The organism is Polynucleobacter sp. IMCC30063 (genome assembly GCF_021395235.1).
In the GTDB taxonomy this organism is placed as follows: domain Bacteria; phylum Pseudomonadota; class Gammaproteobacteria; order Burkholderiales; family Burkholderiaceae; genus Polynucleobacter.
In genome coordinates this window covers 187,848-206,093 of the sequence record NZ_JAJVCQ010000001.1, presented here as the reverse complement: position 1 = coordinate 206,093, position 18,246 = coordinate 187,848, and the positions used below count along the sequence as shown (strand labels likewise).

Below are 18,246 nucleotides of genomic sequence, written 5' to 3'. Positions count from 1 at the left end.
TAACTCAGGAGAAGAATATACTTCATTAATGATTAAACCACACACCAAAGTGATAATAGTTTTAATAAGTTTATTGCTTATTAGCAATGTGGCACGCAGCCAAACAACAACTATTGCAGTAGCGGCAAATCTGAAAGAAGCATTTACAAGCATTCTGGCAGCTAACCAAGCGCTTAAATTAGATCAACTAAAAATTATTTATGGTTCATCAGGACATTTCACCACGCAAATAATGAATGGCGCACCATTTAATTTATTTATATCTGCTGATGAGCAATATCCACTTGAATTATATAAATTAGGGAAAACAGTCGATCAAGGCAAAATTTATGCCCAGGGCAAAATTGTTCTAATTGCAAACAACTCATCAGGAATATCACTGACGGGCGACAGGGAGGGGCTTATAAAAGCCATAAATAAAGCCAATAAAATAGCACTGGCTAAACCAGAGCTTGCGCCGTACGGTAGGGCTGCAGAGGAGTATTTAAAGGCCATGGGCTTATGGGAATTAGCAAAACCCAAGTTAGTCTTTGCCGATAATGTGGCTTTAGCAGCGATGTTTGTGCTTACCGGAGCAGCCGATATGGGTATTACGGCGCTCTCTTTAGCGCAGTCACCAGCGCTTACTAAAGAAACCCATTACCTCGTGATTCATGACAAACTATATGGGCCAATTAAACAGCGCATGGTATTAATTAAAAATCCAACTCCGCTAGCTCAAGAGGTTTACCAATATTTACAAAGTAAAAAAGCCCAAGAGCTCTTAATACAGTTTGGGTATAAAGCACCTTAAACAAATAGCGTTTCAAGAAAGCCGTAATTAAGAGTGGGGTTAGTGATGACCTTCAGCATGTGCTGCAATTTTTTCTGATAGGGCAAATAACACGCCAGTAAATAGAAAAACCACATGCAAGCCAATTTGCCAAGCTAAATCTACTTTATCGGTGGTTTCAATCTCTAAAAATGCAGCCAAGAGATTGATACCTGAAAGCGCCACAATCGAGCCAATTAACTTGAGTTTTAGGCTGGCAAAATCAACTCCACCCATCCACTTAGGGCGATCAGTGCTACGTCTTGCAACACCAATCACGGAAACAAAATTTTCATAGCCCGAAAATATAACTAATAGCAATAAGTTTGCTAGCAGGGTTTTATCTACCAGCGAAAGTACCCCCGTTAAAAATTTCGCTTCAGAGTCTGCCCAAAAGTTAAGTGCAAAATGCTGAAACTCATGGAGAAATTTGATCGCCACCAAAACCAAGGTAAGCACCAAAAAAAGATAAAAAATAGAAAGAATCCAGCGACTATTAAAAATAAATTTTTCAATGATATTTTCAAGTGAAAATGCTGAATCGCTCTCATCGACGAGATTATTTTTTTGATTATGGTCTGACATTTTTTTCCTTATCGCAATGAACTTAACTACAGATTTAATAAGTATATCGTTCTAATTATAGGTGCCATTAATAATAATAGGTGCCATTAATAATAATAGGAGTTATGTAATACTACGCAACAAGTTAGCAAATGGCAAATACTAATACGGGCGTATTTATGTAGCTCTATTGGCATTTATCTCAAGACTAAAAGGAGAATATCTTGGCAAGCGTTAAAAGTTGTTTAGAGCAAAAATCTGGCGTCATTATTTCGGTACAACCAAACGCATCCGTTAGCGAGGCTTTACAATTAATGCGCAATAACCGAGTACGCGCAGTTCTGGTAATTGAGGGCAAGAGTCTACTAGGCATTGTTTCCCAAGGTGATTGTGCAATTAAAGTTTTATTGCCTGAGTTAAATCCAAAAACTACTCAGATTCATGAAATCATGACTAAAAACTTGATTACAGTTAGTCTTAATGATGATTTAGATCATTGCATGGGTTTGATGGCCTCAAGTAGCATCCGTCATTTGCCTGTTCTGGAGCAGAATCAGGTAGTTGGAGTGGTATCCATTGGCGATATTGTAAAAAATATTATTAGCCAACAGGGCGATCAAATTAAATATCTTGAAACTTATATCAAAGGCCACGGTGTAGTCTAATCATTAAGCACGGCTTTGTCGGCTAGGCCGGACTATTTGGCTGCTAGTACACAGTTAGGAATTAATAAAATAGCTGAAGAGACATTGCCCTTGGGAGCTTCATTGATATGGGGCAGGTCGCAGTCATAAGTTTTGTTGGCGTATTGTGGCAAACTGTCTGCAGCAAATTTTACTGAACTAATAGCATGAGAAACGCCCACAGGAATTTCATCTTTCTTGAGATCTTCAACATAGTCTTTAAAAATTCCCGGCTTTAATTTATTTAACTGATTTTTATGCAGCTTATAAAGTTGGGAATCTGGGCCGGCGGGCATAGTAATAGAAATTGCGCCGGCTTTAATGCCCTTGCCAGTAGCTGGACTAACCATGCCACACATATTTTCCCCAGCAATAATAAGCGACTGTTGAGATCCGGGGCAGGCAGCAATTGCGCCAAAAGAGACCGTTAGTAAAAAGATGCCAAAAAGAGACTTTTTCATGTTTAACCTTATTTTGTATTAATTAAATACTAAACCAAATAAATCTAGACTTTGTAAATATTAAAGCTCACCTCAGTTCATGGAGTTTAATCATGATTTTACTTTGCAGCCAAATTGATGACTTAAGCAGAAACTAAAATTCTTGCCTAAAATAAAAGGCCTTGCATCAATATTTAAACTTTTCACTAAACGCACTTAATATGAAACTCATTATCAGCCTTTTCATCGCGTTACTATGGGCAATATGCCCGCCTGCCTTAGCGCAGAGTTTCGATCATCAAGTCAAAGTGAATGTAAGCAATACTGGGGATTTATTTGAAATTAACGCCAGTTTTAAGACTCCATTAAATAATTGTGACGCTTATCGATATTTAACTGATTACGCTGCAGCCAAAAAAATTCCTGGCGTTCTTGAGTCAGAGGTAACACGTAAATCGGATTCAGTGGCCATTGTCAATCGCACGATTAGCCAATCAGTTCTATTTTTTTCGATCACTATCAAAACAACTATTGAATACACCGAGTTACCTTATGCAGGCGCAGATTTTAAGCAAATTGCTGGCGACGCTAAAATGTTTAAAGGCACTTGGCGCATAAAGCCAGAAGATACAGGAACCAATTTTATTTACCGCAGTATTATTGAGCCCAATACTATTGTGCCTAATTTTATCATTAGCAGTTATATTAAAAACGACCTACAGCAGCAATTCCTTGAAATTGCGAAGCATTCGATTACCAATAATTCAAAAACCTATTTAGCTTGTAACTAGGTTATCAACAATTTGAAATTTATTCGGTTGCTGGGTTTGGCGCGACTTCTACTACTGGGGCTTCTGCGGCGGGCTGCACAGCCTCAATAGCCGCGGCAGCACTGGCAGTTTTTGCAGCAGCAGCAAGCGTGGCTGCTGATGGCTTTTGCTTAGCAAGCGCACGAGCCAACTTATTTTTGTCTTTAGGTTTAGTTGATGATTCAATCAACTTGCTTAATTGCGCGTGATTCAGTGGTCCTAAGCGGGGTTTTCCCGTTTTAGTGAGCATAGAATCATTTTTTCTAGTTCTTTGATTTTGTCCAACAGCCATAAAAAAGCCCTCAATAAAATTAGCGATGACTTAAGGAAGGCTAGCTTGGGAAGTTAGGCTTGATTAATTCCCCCATGGGGGCACAGAATGGTGATCTCAGGCGAGAATAATAGCATTTAGTAGGCCACTTCAAGGAAAATAGACCGATGTATAAATTAATTGCCTTTGATGCCTATGGCACCCTCTTTGATGTTTACTCGATTAGTCAGCTGGCTGAGTCAATTTACCCCGCTAAGGGCAAGCAACTTACAGAGCTATGGCGCGAACGGCAAATTGAATATACCCGCCTAGTCACCATCAGTGACCCTAATCCTGCGGGGAGTCGTTATTACTTATCATTTTGGGAAATTACTGCCCGAGCCTTACGCTATAGTTGCAAGCGCTTAGGTTTGCTGCTCTCGCAGGCACAGGAAGTCCAATTAATGGGTCAGTATGCAAAATTAGCAGCATTTACCGAAAGCACAGAAGTGCTAAAGGGCCTCCGAGCAGCTGGCATCAGAAGCGCAATCCTGTCGAATGGTAGCAAAGAGATGCTTGCCACTGCTGTTGAAAGTAATCATCTGGCCCCTTATTTAGACCAAATTATTTCAGTCGCAGATATCAGGCTGTTTAAAACAGCCCCCCAAACTTACGGACTGTTACTAGATCATTTTCCAGTAGCTAGGCAGGAGGTCTTATTTGTTTCTAGTAATGCCTGGGATGTGGTGGGCGCTGGCTGGTATGGATTTGACACCTTCTGGGTGAATCGACATGCGCTACCATTTGAAGAAATCGGGCCGCCACCAACTTATGAAGCCAGCGGATTAATTGAAATATTAAAAAAAATAGACTGAATAATATTTTTTATATACTGCACCTATGCTAATCCTACTCGCGAACTTACCCCTTGTTTGAAACCCTTCACCCGATCATCTTAGTTGCTCTCGGCGGCGCCGTTGGTTCGGTTTGCCGCTACAAGTTAAGTGGCTTTGTGCTTTATCAAACAATTAACTGGCGCTTTCCCTTAGGCACTTTCTTAGTCAATGTGATCGGCTGTTTAGCGATTGGAATTTTAGCGGGACTCATTTTAAAATTTGAACTATTTTCTTCCCAGTCGCGTTTATTTTTAATTACTGGAATCATGGGCGGCTTTACAACTTTTTCTGCTTTTGGACTCGAAACATTTTATTTAATTCGTGAAAAAGAATTTTTAGTTGCAGGCAGTTATGTGTTGGCTAGCGTAATCGCAGGCTTGCTGGTTTTATCAATTGGTTTTTTACTCGTGCCCAGCCGAAATTAGTCAAGCTTACCCATTTGATTGGCGATGAGCAATAAGGCAATGGAAACACATCCCAATAAGAAAAAAGCCAGCTGATGCAAGATTGCGGTACCTATTACTGTCATTAACACGGTCCAACCAATGGTTAACTTAGCTTTTTTGCTCAATTTCCTCATACCTTGCCTCGATTAATTAATCTGGTTCTCTTTACAACAATCAACGACCAATTTTAGCAAAGCCAGCAGGCCTAAGAGCGCACAAGCTAAAATTAAGCAAAATCATCAAAATTAAGGCGGTTACAAAATGAATCAGAAAAAAAATATGACAATGAGTTTGGCGCCCATTTTTATTACCCTTGGAATGACTGCTTGTGCCAATATCGTCACTAATGCATCGAACTCAAATCAAGTTACTTTAATTAGTAGCGGCACTGAATCGATGGAGAAGTTAACGGAGCAAGCCAATGCGTATTGCGTGAAGTACGGCAAAAAAGCGTCTTTTAAAGAAAACGAAAGTCAATTTGTTAATATTTTTAACTGTAATTAATTTTAAAAAACAAGATTAACCATTCAGCCTTAAATTGATAAATTGAAGTTTATTGCATGAATGATAAAAAATACGACTACATCATAATTGGCGCTGGTAGTGCCGGTTGCTTGCTGGCTAAACGCCTGACGGAAGACCCTACAGTTTCCGTATTACTCGTAGAGGCCGGCAAAAAAGATGATTACCTCTGGATTCATATTCCCGTTGGCTATTTATATTGTATTGATAACCCCCGTACCGATTGGCGCTTTCGTACTACTGCCGACCCAGGTTTAAATGGCCGAAGTTTAATTTATCCACGCGGCAAAGTTTTAGGCGGCTCTTCTTCGATAAACGGCATGATATATATGCGGGGGCAGGCCGCCGATTATGAATCGTGGGCGCAGGAAACTGGCGAACCAGCTTGGGGCTGGCAGCCAAGCCTAAAGCGGTATAAACAATTTGAAGATTACTTTGGCGGCCAAAATACTTGGCATGGGGTTGGTGGCGAGTGGCGGGTCGAGCGCCAGCGTTTAAATTGGCCGATCTTAGAGATATTTAAGGAGGCAGCGCAAGAGCAGGGCATTCCTGCAAGTGCTGACTTCAATCGTGGAGATAATTTTGGCGTGGGCTATTTTGATGTAAATCAAAAGTCTGGCTGGCGCTTGAACGCTGCGCGCGCATTTTTAAAAGATGCTGCTAGCAGGAAGAATCTTCAGGTCATTACTGAAGCATTGGTACAAAAGCTCATCATCAATTCCTCTACTAAGCGTTGCGAGGGCGTAACGTTTATCAAAGACCAGCGCTTGCACAGCGTCGCTTGTGCGCAAGAAGTAATCTTATGTGCAGGCGCTATTGGCAGTGTACAAATTTTAGAGCGCTCGGGTATTGGTGGCGGCAAACATCTGCAACAATTAGGCATTCCCGTGCAATCCGACTTGCCAGGGGTTGGTGAAAATTTACAAGATCATTTACAGCTGCGATTAATCTATCAGATTAAGGGTATTGCCACACTGAACACTAAAGCCAATTCGCTGTGGGGAAAAGCGTTGATTGGGTTGGAGTATCTTTTACGGCGCACAGGTCCAATGGCAATGGCACCCTCACAACTAGGCGCATTTGCTTATAGTTCAGAGCAACAAAAGCGCCCTAACTTGGAATACCATGTGCAACCTTTATCGCTTGAAAAATTTGGTGAAAATTTACATGACTTTAATGCGTTTACTGCCAGCGTTTGTAATTTAAGACCGACTTCTCGGGGCAGCGTACATATTAGCTCAACAGATTGCAATGCAGCGCCGACAATTATCACTAATTATTTATCTACTCCAGCAGATTGCCAAGTTGCAGTTGAAGCGTTAGCTTTAACCCGTAAAATTATCAGTAGTTCAGCATTTAAACCATTTCAACCTAAGGAATATAAACCGGGCATGCAATTTCAAAGTGAGGCTGAGCTAATCGATGCTGCTCGTAATATTGGCACGACAATCTTTCATCCAGTGGGAACATGCAAGATGGGCGCAAAGGATGATCTACAAGCCGTCCTAGATGCAGAATTACGGGTTAAAGGAATTGACGGATTACGAGTAGCCGATGCTGCTGCTATGCCATCTATTACCTCGGGTAATACAGCAGCGCCCACGATGATGCTGGCCCAGCGGCTAGCAGAGTTAATTCAGTCAAAGCCATTGAATGGGTAATGAAAAATTACCTACTAGCCACTTTCTTTTAGCTCTCGCAGTAGTGGCCGTTTGGGGCAGTAATTTTGTGGTTATTAAGCTCACACTTTTTACTCTGCCACCTTTATTATTCGCCGCCTTACGCTTTGTCTTCGCCTTATTGCCGGCGATCTTTTTTTTACCCAAACCAAAAGTATCCTGGCTAAACTTAGCCGCTTACGGTTTTTTTATTGGCGTTGGTCAATTTGGCCTCTTATATATTGCTGTTCAAAGCCATATTTCGGCGGGCCTGTCTTCCGTGGTTGTCCAAAGTCAGGCCTTCTTTACTATTGGCCTAGCCATGTATTTTGCGCGTGAGCAGATTCGTCAATTTCAATTTATTGCTTTATTGGTTTGCCTCATTGGATTAGGCATCATTGCAAGCCATACTGATCAAGATACTGATTTCTTAGGTTTGGCCTTAGTCTTGCTGGGAGCATTATCTTGGGGCATCGGTAACACGGTTAGCCGTAACGCAGGTAAAGTCAATATGCTCGCCTATGTAGTGTGGTCGAGTATCTTCAGCGTTATCCCCTTAATTATTCTCTCGCTGATCTTTGAAGGGTGGGATTTAATACAGGCTAGTTTAGGCGGCCTTAACAGCACCTTATGGGCTGCTATCTTATGGCAGTCTTGGGGCAATACCTTATTTGGGTTTGCCGCTTGGGCGTGGCTTTTAGCCCGCCATCCAGCCGCAGTTGTTGCGCCCATTTCATTATTAGTTCCCGTTTTAGGAATCGGCTCGGCCGCAATTTTCTTGAGCGAACCTTTGCCACTTTGGAAAATTGCCGCCGCTACTTTAGTGATAGCAGGTTTAGGAATTAATATTTATTGGCCAATCATTAGGGCAAGACTTAAAAGCAGCGCCTAATTTACAGAATGCGCATAACTCAACGCCTTATCCTGCCAGTGCAGATTGATAAACCAGGCCCGCATGTTCGCGTAAAGCATGAAAACGAATAGACTCCCAGCGTTGTTGGGCAACATCAAGTTCAGATTTATGCGCCGCTAAAAATACGGGCGCATTAACGACGTCCTCAGCCATGCGGTGGGAATTTTCTTCAATAAATTTTTTGAGGATAAGAGGGTCATCTGAACTAACCCAGCGGGCTAAATTAAAGCGAGCAGGCAGTAAGCGCACCTCTGCCCCATATTCACTTTTTAAGCGATGGCTGACAACCTCAAATTGCAATTGTCCAAAAGCACCCAGTAACATCGGGCCGCCAGCAATGGGACGAAAAACTTGAATTGCACCTTCTTCGCCCAACTGCATTAGACCGATACGCAATTGTTTAGAACGCATTGGATCGGCCGATTCAACCATGCGAAAAATTTCTGGTGCAAAAAAGGGCAGGCCAGTAAATTGCAATTCTTCACCTTCACTTAAGCTATCGCCCAAACGCAGTAAGCCGTGGTTAGGCAGTCCAATAATATCGCCCGGAAAGGCCTCATCTAATATATCGCGGCGCTGAGACAAGAAAGACAGCGCATTATTGGTGCGGATTTCTTTACCATTACGACAAATTTTTAAACGCATGCCGCGCTTAAAGTGGCCAGAGCAAATGCGCAGAAAAGCGACTCGGTCGCGGTGCGCAGGATCCATATTGGCTTGAATTTTAAACACCATCGCCGAAAATTTAGGCTCGGCAGGCTCTACTTCGCGTTGCAAAGCCTTGCGCGAGCCGGGTGCTGGTGCAAGCTCAACTAAAGTATTGAGAATTTCCCGTACGCCAAAATTATTAATTGCTGAACCAAAAAAAACGGGAGATTGTTTGCCAGCTAAAAACGCTGCACGATCAAATGCCGGCATCGCATTACGAATTAAATCGACTGCAGCAAGCGCTTCATCTAAATCACTGCCAAGCCGTTTTTTTAATTCAGGATCATGAATATCAATAAATGTATTACTGCTTTCGGAAACCCGATCTTCGCCCGCTTTAAATAAACGCATTTTAGATTGGGCAATATCGATCACTCCTGCAAACGATTTACCCATGCCAACTGGCCAAGTAAACGGTACTACCGCCATACCTAAGGCAGTTTCAATTTCATCCATCAAGTCCAGTGGACTTTTTACTTCTCGATCCATTTTATTAATAAAGGTTACTAGGGGCGTATTACGCGCCCGACAAACTTCTAATAGCCGTAAGGTTTGTGATTCAACGCCATTCGCAGCGTCAATAACCATGAGAGCAGAATCGACTGCTGTTAATACGCGATAGGTATCTTCCGAAAAATCTTGGTGACCAGGTGTATCTAGCAAATTAATAATGCAATCACGATATTCCATTTGCATAACAGAGCTGGCTACCGAAATACCGCGTTGCTTTTCAATCTCCATCCAATCGGAAGTTGCGTGCCTGCTGGCTTTGCGGGCTTTAACGCTGCCAGCAATCTGAATTGCGCCTGCATACAGCAGCAATTTTTCTGTCAGCGTTGTTTTCCCCGCATCGGGGTGGGAAATAATGGCAAAGCTACGGCGTCGCTGAACTTCTCCGGCTGTGCTATTGGATGAAAGTGTTTCGATGGGGCGCTATCTATGGAATAACAGAACAGCGCTCATTATAAGTGTGAGAGTATAAGGACAACCGAAATTAAAACCGCTCGCCCGCTTTGAGGTAGCGCCACTGTCCTAAAGGTAGGGGCCCCAAGCTAATTTGCCCAATTCGAATTCGTTTTAATCCAACTACCTTCAGATCAACGAGTTCACACATGCGCCGAATTTGCCTTTTACGCCCTTCGCGTAAAACAAAGCGCAATTGATCTTCATTTTGCCAGCTCACTTTAGCGCGTTTAAGTAATTGACCATCGAGTGATAAGCCGTGGTTGAGTTGCTCAAGCCCGGCGGCCGATAATTTGCCGGTAACACGCACGAGATATTCTTTTTCAATTGGGCTATCTTCGCCAATCAGAAGCTTAGCGACACGACCATCTTGGGTTAAAACCAACATGCCAGAAGAATCAATATCAAGACGACCAGCTGGGGCAAGACCGCGGGTATTAAAGTGTGCATCCCGTTGGGGGTCAAGTGGATTGGCAAAATAATGCTCCGCAGTAATGAGAGCGGCAGCCGGTTCATAAGCTTGAGCATCATCTAAATGAGAAATATAACCAATTGGCTTATTTAAAATAACAGTGATACGCGCCTCTTGCTGTCGTTGGGCTGCCACCCGAAGCTCGATTTTTTGGTGTCGAAATGCGCGCGTCCCAAGCTCCACTACCAACTCACCATCAACTGTCACCAGCCCTTGTTCAATATAGTTATCCGCCTCACGTCGTGAGCATAATCCCAGCTCAGATAGTAATTTGGAAACCCGAACTTTTTCTGGAGGCGAATTAGCAAGATTCATTTAGGTGCGCACAATATGAACACTACAGGGCGATTCTTCAACAATTTTGGTCATCGCAGTTCGCCATGGCGTAACGAGATTGGGGGCTTTATGAGAGGCGCCAATTAAAATAAGCGAAGCATCATTATCTTTAGCAAACTCTACTATTCTGCTGGCAGGATCTAAGGCCTCAACGACATGATACGAAATTCGCTCGGGAGGTAACTTTAACGGTTTAGCCCATTCCATTAATTGCACTAAATGGCCACGCATAATACCGCTAGCCGTTTCAATTTCTTTATTACCTTCATAAGTTGGGGTTCCTGTAATGGCTGCTAGGCAAATGAGACGACTTTCGGGAGCAGCAAAAAGCAGATTTTTTGCTGCGCTTTGCATCCGCTCCAATAAAAGAGCATCACCTTGACGGGTGTCAAGCGCTGCAATAATCAGCGGTGCATGCTGGATAGCAGTACTTGGTAATGGACAGGGCGAGGGCTCATAGCCTGAGGCTCTAAACCAGCGCTTCATTTTCCCCCAAAGACTGGGAGGCTCAATTCGTTCAGCCCTTTCAGTTAATTTAACGGACTCGGGATGCAGTAGCGCTTGGCGCAATTGGACGGCGCTTTGGTAGCGATCGGCAGCCCGAGGCTCTATGCAACGCAGCACTACTTCTTGAAGCCAGCGAGGAATTTCTTTGCGCAGCGCCCGCGGTGGTAAGGGCTCCTCCCACATACGGTTTCGCAACCCCCTCATGGTTTGGGGATTACCAAAAGGCAATTCCCCAGTTAATAATTCATACAGAATGACGCCAATTGAAAAAATATCACTTCGCCAATCATCACGTACACCCATGACTTGTTCTGGCGAAATATAAGGCGCAGAGCCAACGCCTTTGCGCATTTCTTCTGCTAGTAAATCGGGATAACGGGCATGATGTGCCAGGCCAAAATCAATTAGGGTTAATTTACCCTTATCATCCAGCAAAATGTTATCGGGTTTTAGGTCGAGATGAATTGCATCCTGGGCATGAATAGATTGCACAGCATTTGCCAGATCGACACCAATTTTTATCACTTCAGGAATTGAAAATAATTTTCCAGCTTTGATGGCTTCTTCTAATGCGCGACCAGGAATTTGTTCCATCGCAATATAAGGTCGAGTAGCCATATTCCCAGCACCCAAAAATTGAGGAATGAAAGGGCTTTTAAGAGAACGAAGAATAGTTAATTCGGTTTCAAAGGCAACCAGACTTTCAACTGGCTGATCACGCCCTACGCGCGGGATTTTTAACAGAATCGGAAAATCAATCCCCGTTTTTTTTGCTGAGTAGAGACTTGCCATGCCACCACGATGAAGTTCTTCGCCCAATAAAAACCCATCAACAATTTTGCCTGCTTGAAAAATATCATCAACTGCCTCTATTGCAGGTGTTGTCAGCGCGGTCATGAATCATCTGCCCGTAATCAGTCTGTTGGCCAAATCTTCTGGCAGACCAGCTAAGCGAACTTTTTCGGCGGCACTGTAGTTATCGTATGGCACACGGTGAAAAGTAAGACTTTCAATTGCAGGCTCAAAAATAGCAAAGCAGGCTTGAGCAATGCCATCGCGTGGCTGACCCAAGGATCCCGCAATACCTACCCAACGGCGATAGCGCCATACTGGCACCGGATCACTATGTTGAGGTGCAAAGCGCAATAATTTGCCAACGGCAGTTTGGTAAAAAAGTGCTTGCTCATGAACGTGTCCCACAAAGGTGTAGGGTTTGCCAGAGCTTTCAACACAATTCCAAGCGCTGAGGCTATCGGTAATGTAATTCCACTCTTCTGGATGATGAGCGGAAGCATGAGTAAAACAAATTTCTTCCTCATGCAAAATTAAGGGGAGATTTTTTAAGAAATGAATATGCTGGGTAGATAATTGGGACCGAGTCCATTCGATCGCAGTCCAAGCCGATTTATTCATACGTTTGCTGTAATCCTCAAAGACGGCGGCATCATGATTACCCAGTACCGCCAAGGCTTTTTTGGCTGCAATGAGATCGCCAATGCGATCTAGTATGGCAACGGGATCAGCGTTATAGCCGACGAGATCACCCAAAAAGACCATGCGGGTTACGCCAAGCTCGCTCGCGCGAGCCATACAAGCTTCAAAAGCTTCTAAATTACTGTGTAAGTCAGCAAATAATCCAATGCGCTCGGTCATCCCTCATGATAAAGCCTAATAAAAACTGCTTTCACCATTTGGCCTATTTTTGAAGCGTTTATGCACCCAATAGTATTCTGCCGGACGCTCACGTACTAGGATTTCAATTTGTTGATTTAAAAAAGCAGTATCCGCATTGATATCGGCACTAGGAAAGTCAACTAGGGGCTCACGAATTTCACAAAGATAACCCGATTCATCCGCTTTTAAGGTCGTACTCATAATACAAACTTCGGCCTTAGTTACTTGTGCTAGACGGGAAACAGCCGTAATTGTATTCGTGAGGATGCCAAAAAAGGGTACGAAAGCCGAGTCTTTAAGACCTAAATCAATATCAGGAGCAATAATCACAAAATTACCATCGCGTATTTCGCGAATCAACTGAATCATATTGCCCTCGCGTTCAATCGAGTTTCCCCCGAAGCGATTGCGCCAAGTAATAATTTTTTGATTAAAGAAGGGGGTTTTCATGCGCTGAAAAAATCCCGAAGTACGTGGCCAATTGCGTTCAGTGGCTAGGGCGCTAATAATAATGCTACCCTCAATGCCGACAAAGTGCGGATTGACTAGAATGCGGGGTTTACGGTCCGCTAGATCAACTGCTGTTCGTACTTCTATCATTTTGCTCAATTGCTTTACCGAGCCGCGCCAAATGATACTGCGCTCTAATAAGCTACGGCCTAATAAGCGCCAATGCGAAATGGCTAAAGAGGCAATAGCTACCGAACTAAGCTCTGGAAAACAGCGTTGTAAGTTAGCCTTAACAACCTGCTGTCGTTCACTTGGAATATGCGCTGCCAGCCACCCTAAACCATAACCTAGGTGAACTAAGGCCGGATAGGGTAAATAGGTTAAAGCATTTAAAAGCCCTACTAGCAGATGATTCAGTACAGATTTAAGCCAGCTCAAAACAGCTCCATAAAAGTAATGGCAGAAAATAAATGAAGAGTTAAAAGAGCAAAGCCTAAAATGGCAGGCCCACGTTTTTTATTATTCGGCTTGATAGCGTGCGAGACTCTTAGCATAGGCAATCGCCAGTTCAGCAGGGTCGCTAACGGTGATACCTAAATCGTTAATCAGGCCATTTTCTAAGCGGTAAGCCCAGCCATGAATAGTTAAATCTTGTCCACGCGACCAGGCGTCTTGTACGATGGTTGTTTCGCACACATGAACAACTTGTTCGATTACATTTAGTTCACATAAGCGATCTTGTTTTTTTGCAGTTGGCACCGCTTCACCTAAATAGCGCTCATGCATTTGCCCTACATCTTTTACATGGCGCAACCAATTATCAGCAAGCCCCACGCGTCGCCCACTAAGTGCAGCATGCACACCAGCACAGCCATAATGGCCAACGACTAAAACATGTTCAACTTTTAGTAAATCAATCGCAAACTGTAAAACCGAGAGGCAATTTAGGTCGGTATGCACCACTACATTAGCTACATTGCGATGGACAAAGAGCTCGCCTGGAAGAAGATCAACGATCTCGTTAGCAGGTACTCGGCTATCTGAACAGCCAATCCAGAGATACTTAGGAGCCTGCTGATTAACAAGGCGCTTAAAGAAATTAGGATCTTGTTTAACCCGATTTTCAGCCCATTGGCGATTATTTATAAATAGCTGCTCAAGGGTTTTATCTGAAGTTTTGGTCGACATAGAGTAAAGTTTAAAGTACTTTTAAATTACCAAGAGAAATGAAAGAAACACATGTACAAGCTATTTAAATACCTATTTTTGCCCCTCCTGGTGATAGGGGGCTTGTTGGCTGCCTATACTTGGGCTACCTTGAACTGGAGCTATTCTAGTGGCGAGCGAGCTGGCTATGTTCAAAAATTCTCGAATCGCGGCTTTATTTGCAAAACCTGGGAAGGTGAATTAGCAATGGTTTCGATGCCCGGAACGATGTCGGAAAAATTCCTTTTTACCGTACGGAATGATGCAGTAGCACAGAAAATTAATGCAAATTTAGGTAAAAAAGTTGCTTTAAAGTACGAACAACACATTGGCTTGCCGACTAGTTGTTTTGGCGAGACCGAATATTTTGTTACTGAACTCATTGTACTAGACTAGCCCTCAGGGTCGATCCTATAAGGAATTTTTACGAATTGACTTTATTTTTGTAATAAATTGTGGTTAAAATCCTATTAGCGCGTTGTGCGCAACCTAATCCACAAGGAGCCTCACTTGAACAAAGCAGAACTAATCGCAGCAATTGCTGACGATGCCGAAATTTCAAAAGCGAAAGCTGAATTTGCATTAAATTCATCAATTGAAAATATTATTAAAGCAGTTACTAAAGGTGACTCAGTACAGTTAATTGGTTTTGGTACCTTCTCATCTGGTAAGCGTGCTGCACGCATGGGACGTAACCCAAAAACGGGCGAGCCTTTAAAAATTGCCGCAGCTAAAACTGTTAAGTTTTCTGCTGGTAAAGCCTTTAAAGATTCTGTTAATAAGCGTAAGAAGTAATTCGTTTGTCTACAGCAAAGCCCGGCTAGCCGGGCTTTTTTATTGCCATTTGGTTTATCTTCATTAAGCCCAAGCCCAATTAATATATGGCTGAAAAGGAAATTTTAAGTTTGCACTAAACGGCGATGGCGATGAATGCTCAGCAGAATTCCGGCACCAAATCCAAGGGTTACTAAAGCAGTGCCACCATAACTAATAAAGGGTAATGGTACGCCAACGACAGGTAGCAAGCCGCTTACCATACCAATATTGACAAATGCATAAGTAAAGAAAATTAAGGTAATCGAAGCACCCAGCAGTCTGGTAAACAAGGTTGGTGCACTTGCTGAAATAGCCAAGCCGCGTTTAATTAAGGCAAAAAATAAACCCAGTAAAACAATATTACCAATTAAGCCAAACTCTTCGGAGTAAACCGCAAAAACAAAATCGGTATGTTTTTCGGGAATAAATTCAAGGTGTGATTGTGTACCCATAGTCCAGCCTTTGCCAAAAAGACCGCCTGAGCCGATCGCAATAATTGCTTGAATAGTATGAAAACCTTTGCCAAGAGGATCGCTAGAAGGGTCTAAAAGAGTACAGATGCGATGTTTTTGATACTCTTTAACTAGGGGCCAAATCATTTCGGGAGTACAAATGGTATTCCCAAAAATAATAATTAAAATGATACCGATAACGGCCGCTACGACCACGGGGATAAGCCAGCGCCAGGGAAAGCCCGCCAGAATAATGACATAGAGGCCGGCTGCAAAGACCAATAAAGCAGTACCGAGGTCGGGTTGTCGGGCAATCAGGAAGACGGGTAAAGCCAATAAACAGCCCGCTATGGCATAGTCCCAGGTTTTCAGTACACCTTCGCGTTTTTGAAAATACCAAGCGAGCATAAGGGGCATGGCAATTTTCATAATTTCTGAAGGCTGAATAACCACGCCAAGATTGAGCCAACGCCGCGCCCCTTTTTTAATTAAGCCAAATGCTGCTACTGCCAGCAACAGCGCTATGCCGATGCTATAAACCCAGACCGCAGCAACTTCGAGCCATTTCGGTGGAATTCGAGAAACTAGGTACATTAGGATGAAGGCCAAGAAAAAATTGCGAATTTCATCTTCAATACGTACTGCAGTATTTTGGCTAGCGGATAAAAAGGTAATGAAGCCAATGGTGGCGAGACCTAAAAATATCAGACCAAGTTGGCGGTCAAAGCCAAAAAAGAATTGGCTAAACCATTTTTTTAAGGCGCCCTTTTCCATTCAGGAACCCCCTTTGGCCATTTGCCTTCAAGATAATAATCAAGTGCTTTACGGGCAATTGGGGCTGCGTATTGGGCCCCGAAGCCAGCGTTTTCCACCACCATGGCAATCACGATAGTCGGCTTTTCTGCAGGTGCAAATGCAATATATAGCGCATGGTCACGTAAATATTCACTGGTTGCAGTATGCTTATATTCTTGTGAATTGAGACTGAATACTTGCGCAGTGCCCGTTTTTCCCCCAGTTTGGTACGCCGCATCTTTAAAGACGGCGGCAGAGGTTCCAGAGCGGTTTACTTCAACCATGGCCTTTTTAATGACCTCAATATTTTCTGGCTTGAATTGCAAACGATAACTTTCTTTGGGGGTAGTTAATTCTTTTTGCCGCGTAAAAGGGTCTTCAATCGCCTTAACAAGGTGCGGTTTCATCACAACCCCATTATTAGCAATGTTGGCTAGCGCATGCGCCAATTGTAAAATCGTAAAGGTGTTATAGCCTTGACCAATACCCAGAGAAATGGTTTCTCCTTCATACCATTTTTGCTGCTCAGGTTTTTTAAAGTTCGCTTTTTTCCATTGAGTTGAAGGCAAGATGCCCCGATTTTCACCTTCTAAATCGATGCCAGTAATTTGTCCAAGACCCAAGGGCTTCATAAAGTCATGAATCATGTCGACGCCCATGTCACGCGCCAAAGTATAGTAGTAGGTATCGCAAGAATCAACAATCGATTTTTGCATATCGACCATGCCATGGCCCCCTTTTTTATCGTCCCTAAAAGTGTGATTGCCAAAATTAAAATAGCCCGGGTCGGAAATTGCATCACTAGGCTTGCGCTTATTATTTTCAAGCGCTGCTAAAGCCATGAAGGGCTTATAGGTAGAGCCTGGCGGATAAATGCCTTTTAAAGGCCGGTTATAAAGCGGCTTTTGTTTCGATTCATTTAATTCTTTCCAAGTGACGGAGTCGATGCCCTCAACAAAATCATTGGGGTTGAAATTGGGCTTAGAAACAAAAGCCAAAATATCGCCAGTAGCGGGCTCAATGGCGACAAAGGCACCGCGAAAGTTGCCATACAGTTCCTCTACTAAATACTGTAATTTAATGTCTACCGAAAGAACAACATTTTTCCCTGGAGTTGAAGGAAAGCTGGCCAAGGTCCGCACGGGTTTACCACCTGCAGTAATCTCCACTTGATCAATGCCTGGGGTACCTCGCAGCACTGGCTCATAACTTTGTTCAAGGCCAATTTTGCCGACGTATTGAATGCCAGATAAAAAAGATGCTTGCAGTGCATAAGGATTAATGTCGGGACGCGCAGTTTCTATTTCACTTAGCATGCGCTCTTTATCGCGTTGCGATACACGACCAATATAACCAATGAGGTGCGAGCCAAGTTCGTTATAAGGGTACTCACGGAAACTGCGCGCCCGAATTTCAACCCCAGGAAATTGATAACGATTTGCCATAAAGCGGGCAGTTTCAGCATCAGTTAACATCGAGCGCAAGGGAATGGTGCCCATGTTGCGAGAATCGTCCAAAGAACGTTTGAAATTTTTACGATCGCGCGGCGTAATTAAAACAATTTTTGCTAAAGAGTCGATTAAGGTATCTATATTTCCTTGAACTTCGCCAGCATTCACTTCTAAAGTTAGGGCTGAATAGTTACGGCCGATGACAATCCCATTGCGATCGATTAGTAAGCCGCGATTAGCTGGTGCCGGCACAATTGCAATGCGATTACTTTCAGCTAGGGTAGAGTATTTATGGTGACTAAAAAGCTGCAACCACACTAGTCGAGAGAGTAAAAGTAAAAAACAAAAAGAAACAAATAGCGTCGCAATGTAGATACGCTCTTGAAAGGAGCCTAAATCGGGTTTTTTAAGCGCGCCCATACTT

Annotated in this window: 22 protein-coding genes; 10 read left to right on the top strand and 12 right to left on the bottom strand. The window is 43.2% G+C overall.

The genetic code is table 11. The features are described from left to right. Window positions 1–28 precede the first annotated feature (28 nt). The gene (modA, locus tag LZG75_RS01065; protein ID WP_233925575.1) at window positions 29–793 is read left to right on the top strand and encodes a molybdate ABC transporter substrate-binding protein; all 765 of its coding nucleotides are present in this window, start codon (window positions 29–31) and stop codon (window positions 791–793) included. Window positions 794–832: 39 nt separating this feature from the next. On the opposite strand, the gene LZG75_RS01060 is transcribed toward modA, so the two are convergent. After that, window positions 833–1,396: a YqhA family protein gene (locus LZG75_RS01060; RefSeq protein ID WP_233925574.1), complete on the bottom strand. Its 564-nt coding sequence runs from the start codon at window positions 1,394–1,396 to the stop codon at window positions 833–835. A 203-nt stretch (window positions 1,397–1,599) separates the two neighbouring features. Between LZG75_RS01060 and LZG75_RS01055 the strand changes: the two genes are divergently transcribed. Beyond that, window positions 1,600–2,040, top strand: coding sequence for a CBS domain-containing protein (locus LZG75_RS01055; protein WP_233925573.1), 441 nt, complete (start codon window positions 1,600–1,602; stop codon window positions 2,038–2,040). Window positions 2,041–2,072: 32 nt separating this feature from the next. On the opposite strand, the gene LZG75_RS01050 is transcribed toward LZG75_RS01055, so the two are convergent. After that, window positions 2,073–2,519, bottom strand: coding sequence for a hypothetical protein (locus LZG75_RS01050; protein WP_233934799.1), 447 nt, complete (start codon window positions 2,517–2,519; stop codon window positions 2,073–2,075). Window positions 2,520–2,719: 200 nt separating this feature from the next. Between LZG75_RS01050 and LZG75_RS01045 the strand changes: the two genes are divergently transcribed. Continuing rightward, the gene (locus tag LZG75_RS01045) at window positions 2,720–3,289 is read left to right on the top strand and encodes an SRPBCC family protein (RefSeq protein ID WP_233924387.1); all 570 of its coding nucleotides are present in this window, start codon (window positions 2,720–2,722) and stop codon (window positions 3,287–3,289) included. A 19-nt stretch (window positions 3,290–3,308) separates the two neighbouring features. Here the strand turns inward: LZG75_RS01045 and LZG75_RS01040 are convergent, their stop codons facing one another. Then, complete coding sequence (locus LZG75_RS01040; protein ID WP_233934798.1) at window positions 3,309–3,599, bottom strand: hypothetical protein; 291 nt, start codon at window positions 3,597–3,599, stop codon at window positions 3,309–3,311. A 146-nt stretch (window positions 3,600–3,745) separates the two neighbouring features. Between LZG75_RS01040 and LZG75_RS01035 the strand changes: the two genes are divergently transcribed. Further along, entirely contained in the window at window positions 3,746–4,432 is a 687-nt protein-coding gene (locus LZG75_RS01035; RefSeq protein ID WP_233934797.1) for a haloacid dehalogenase type II, read from the top strand. Between the two features lie 53 nt (window positions 4,433–4,485). Further along, window positions 4,486–4,878, top strand: a complete 393-nt coding sequence (gene crcB, locus LZG75_RS01030; protein ID WP_233924390.1) for a fluoride efflux transporter CrcB — start codon at window positions 4,486–4,488, stop codon at window positions 4,876–4,878. Here the strand turns inward: crcB and LZG75_RS01025 are convergent. Continuing rightward, entirely contained in the window at window positions 4,875–5,033 is a 159-nt protein-coding gene (locus tag LZG75_RS01025; RefSeq protein ID WP_233924391.1) for a hypothetical protein, read from the bottom strand. The two genes, crcB and LZG75_RS01025, sit on opposite strands and share 4 nt — an antisense overlap. 127 nt (window positions 5,034–5,160) lie before the next feature. On the opposite strand from LZG75_RS01025, the gene LZG75_RS01020 reads away from it, so the two are divergent. The 3 genes from LZG75_RS01020 to LZG75_RS01010 are packed head-to-tail and all read left to right on the top strand — an operon-like array spanning window position 5,161 to window position 7,971. Beyond that, window positions 5,161–5,403: a hypothetical protein gene (locus LZG75_RS01020; RefSeq protein WP_233924392.1), complete on the top strand. Its 243-nt coding sequence runs from the start codon at window positions 5,161–5,163 to the stop codon at window positions 5,401–5,403. A gap of 56 nt (window positions 5,404–5,459) precedes the next feature. Beyond that, window positions 5,460–7,082: a GMC family oxidoreductase gene (locus LZG75_RS01015; RefSeq protein ID WP_233934796.1), complete on the top strand. Its 1,623-nt coding sequence runs from the start codon at window positions 5,460–5,462 to the stop codon at window positions 7,080–7,082. Next, window positions 7,075–7,971 carry an EamA family transporter gene (locus tag LZG75_RS01010; protein ID WP_233934795.1) on the top strand — a complete coding sequence of 299 codons (897 nt, stop codon included), beginning with the start codon at window positions 7,075–7,077 and terminating at the stop codon, window positions 7,969–7,971. The genes LZG75_RS01015 and LZG75_RS01010 overlap by 8 nt, the downstream gene beginning before the upstream one ends. A gap of 27 nt (window positions 7,972–7,998) precedes the next feature. Here the strand turns inward: LZG75_RS01010 and LZG75_RS01005 are convergent, their stop codons facing one another. The 6 genes from LZG75_RS01005 to can form a co-directional block, all read right to left on the bottom strand. Then, window positions 7,999–9,627: a peptide chain release factor 3 gene (locus tag LZG75_RS01005; RefSeq protein WP_233924654.1), complete on the bottom strand. Its 1,629-nt coding sequence runs from the start codon at window positions 9,625–9,627 to the stop codon at window positions 7,999–8,001. Window positions 9,628–9,694: 67 nt separating this feature from the next. Further along, the gene (locus tag LZG75_RS01000) at window positions 9,695–10,450 is read right to left on the bottom strand and encodes a pseudouridine synthase (RefSeq protein ID WP_233924395.1); all 756 of its coding nucleotides are present in this window, start codon (window positions 10,448–10,450) and stop codon (window positions 9,695–9,697) included. Continuing rightward, a complete protein-coding gene (locus LZG75_RS00995) occupies window positions 10,451–11,875 on the bottom strand; it encodes a bifunctional serine/threonine-protein kinase/universal stress protein (RefSeq protein ID WP_233924396.1) in 1,425 nt (474 codons plus the stop codon). A 3-nt stretch (window positions 11,876–11,878) separates the two neighbouring features. Beyond that, window positions 11,879–12,631, bottom strand: a complete 753-nt coding sequence (locus LZG75_RS00990; RefSeq protein WP_233924397.1) for a metallophosphoesterase — start codon at window positions 12,629–12,631, stop codon at window positions 11,879–11,881. A 15-nt stretch (window positions 12,632–12,646) separates the two neighbouring features. Next, window positions 12,647–13,540, bottom strand: a complete 894-nt coding sequence (locus tag LZG75_RS00985) for a lipid A biosynthesis acyltransferase (protein ID WP_233934794.1) — start codon at window positions 13,538–13,540, stop codon at window positions 12,647–12,649. 81 nt (window positions 13,541–13,621) lie between these two features. Then, on the bottom strand, window positions 13,622–14,290 hold the full coding sequence (can, locus tag LZG75_RS00980) for a carbonate dehydratase (RefSeq protein WP_233924399.1): 669 nt from the start codon (window positions 14,288–14,290) through the stop codon (window positions 13,622–13,624). A gap of 105 nt (window positions 14,291–14,395) precedes the next feature. Here can and LZG75_RS00975 point away from each other — a divergent pair, with 105 nt between their 5' ends. Then, window positions 14,396–14,704, top strand: a complete 309-nt coding sequence (locus LZG75_RS00975) for a hypothetical protein (protein ID WP_370634751.1) — start codon at window positions 14,396–14,398, stop codon at window positions 14,702–14,704. Window positions 14,705–14,800: 96 nt separating this feature from the next. Further along, window positions 14,801–15,103 carry an HU family DNA-binding protein gene (locus LZG75_RS00970; protein WP_370634770.1) on the top strand — a complete coding sequence of 101 codons (303 nt, stop codon included), beginning with the start codon at window positions 14,801–14,803 and terminating at the stop codon, window positions 15,101–15,103. A gap of 104 nt (window positions 15,104–15,207) precedes the next feature. On the opposite strand, the gene rodA is transcribed toward LZG75_RS00970, so the two are convergent. Next, window positions 15,208–16,350 carry a rod shape-determining protein RodA gene (rodA, locus tag LZG75_RS00965; RefSeq protein ID WP_233924402.1) on the bottom strand — a complete coding sequence of 381 codons (1,143 nt, stop codon included), beginning with the start codon at window positions 16,348–16,350 and terminating at the stop codon, window positions 15,208–15,210. Continuing rightward, window positions 16,332–18,242, bottom strand: coding sequence for a penicillin-binding protein 2 (gene mrdA, locus LZG75_RS00960; RefSeq protein WP_233934793.1), 1,911 nt, complete (start codon window positions 18,240–18,242; stop codon window positions 16,332–16,334). Before mrdA ends, rodA begins: the two co-directional genes overlap by 19 nt. Window positions 18,243–18,246: the final 4 nt, after the last annotated feature.

What these genes read in the sequence shown, in the direction of transcription:
- modA (WP_233925575.1), top strand. Translation starts at nt 29, where the DNA reads ATGATTAAACCACACACCAAAGTGATAATAGTTTTAATAAGTTTATTG.
- LZG75_RS01060 (WP_233925574.1), bottom strand. Translation starts at nt 1,396, where the DNA reads ATGTCAGACCATAATCAAAAAAATAATCTCGTCGATGAGAGCGATTCA.
- LZG75_RS01050 (WP_233934799.1), bottom strand. Translation starts at nt 2,519, where the DNA reads ATGAAAAAGTCTCTTTTTGGCATCTTTTTACTAACGGTCTCTTTTGGC.
- LZG75_RS01045 (WP_233924387.1), top strand. Translation starts at nt 2,720, where the DNA reads ATGAAACTCATTATCAGCCTTTTCATCGCGTTACTATGGGCAATATGC.
- LZG75_RS01040 (WP_233934798.1), bottom strand. Translation starts at nt 3,599, where the DNA reads ATGGCTGTTGGACAAAATCAAAGAACTAGAAAAAATGATTCTATGCTC.
- LZG75_RS01035 (WP_233934797.1), top strand. Translation starts at nt 3,746, where the DNA reads ATGTATAAATTAATTGCCTTTGATGCCTATGGCACCCTCTTTGATGTT.
- LZG75_RS01025 (WP_233924391.1), bottom strand. Translation starts at nt 5,033, where the DNA reads ATGAGGAAATTGAGCAAAAAAGCTAAGTTAACCATTGGTTGGACCGTG.
- LZG75_RS01020 (WP_233924392.1), top strand. Translation starts at nt 5,161, where the DNA reads ATGAATCAGAAAAAAAATATGACAATGAGTTTGGCGCCCATTTTTATT.
- LZG75_RS01015 (WP_233934796.1), top strand. Translation starts at nt 5,460, where the DNA reads ATGAATGATAAAAAATACGACTACATCATAATTGGCGCTGGTAGTGCC.
- LZG75_RS01010 (WP_233934795.1), top strand. Translation starts at nt 7,075, where the DNA reads ATGGGTAATGAAAAATTACCTACTAGCCACTTTCTTTTAGCTCTCGCA.
- LZG75_RS01000 (WP_233924395.1), bottom strand. Translation starts at nt 10,450, where the DNA reads ATGAATCTTGCTAATTCGCCTCCAGAAAAAGTTCGGGTTTCCAAATTA.
- LZG75_RS00995 (WP_233924396.1), bottom strand. Translation starts at nt 11,875, where the DNA reads ATGACCGCGCTGACAACACCTGCAATAGAGGCAGTTGATGATATTTTT.
- LZG75_RS00990 (WP_233924397.1), bottom strand. Translation starts at nt 12,631, where the DNA reads ATGACCGAGCGCATTGGATTATTTGCTGACTTACACAGTAATTTAGAA.
- can (WP_233924399.1), bottom strand. Translation starts at nt 14,290, where the DNA reads ATGTCGACCAAAACTTCAGATAAAACCCTTGAGCAGCTATTTATAAAT.
- rodA (WP_233924402.1), bottom strand. Translation starts at nt 16,350, where the DNA reads ATGGAAAAGGGCGCCTTAAAAAAATGGTTTAGCCAATTCTTTTTTGGC.
- mrdA (WP_233934793.1), bottom strand. Translation starts at nt 18,242, where the DNA reads ATGGGCGCGCTTAAAAAACCCGATTTAGGCTCCTTTCAAGAGCGTATC.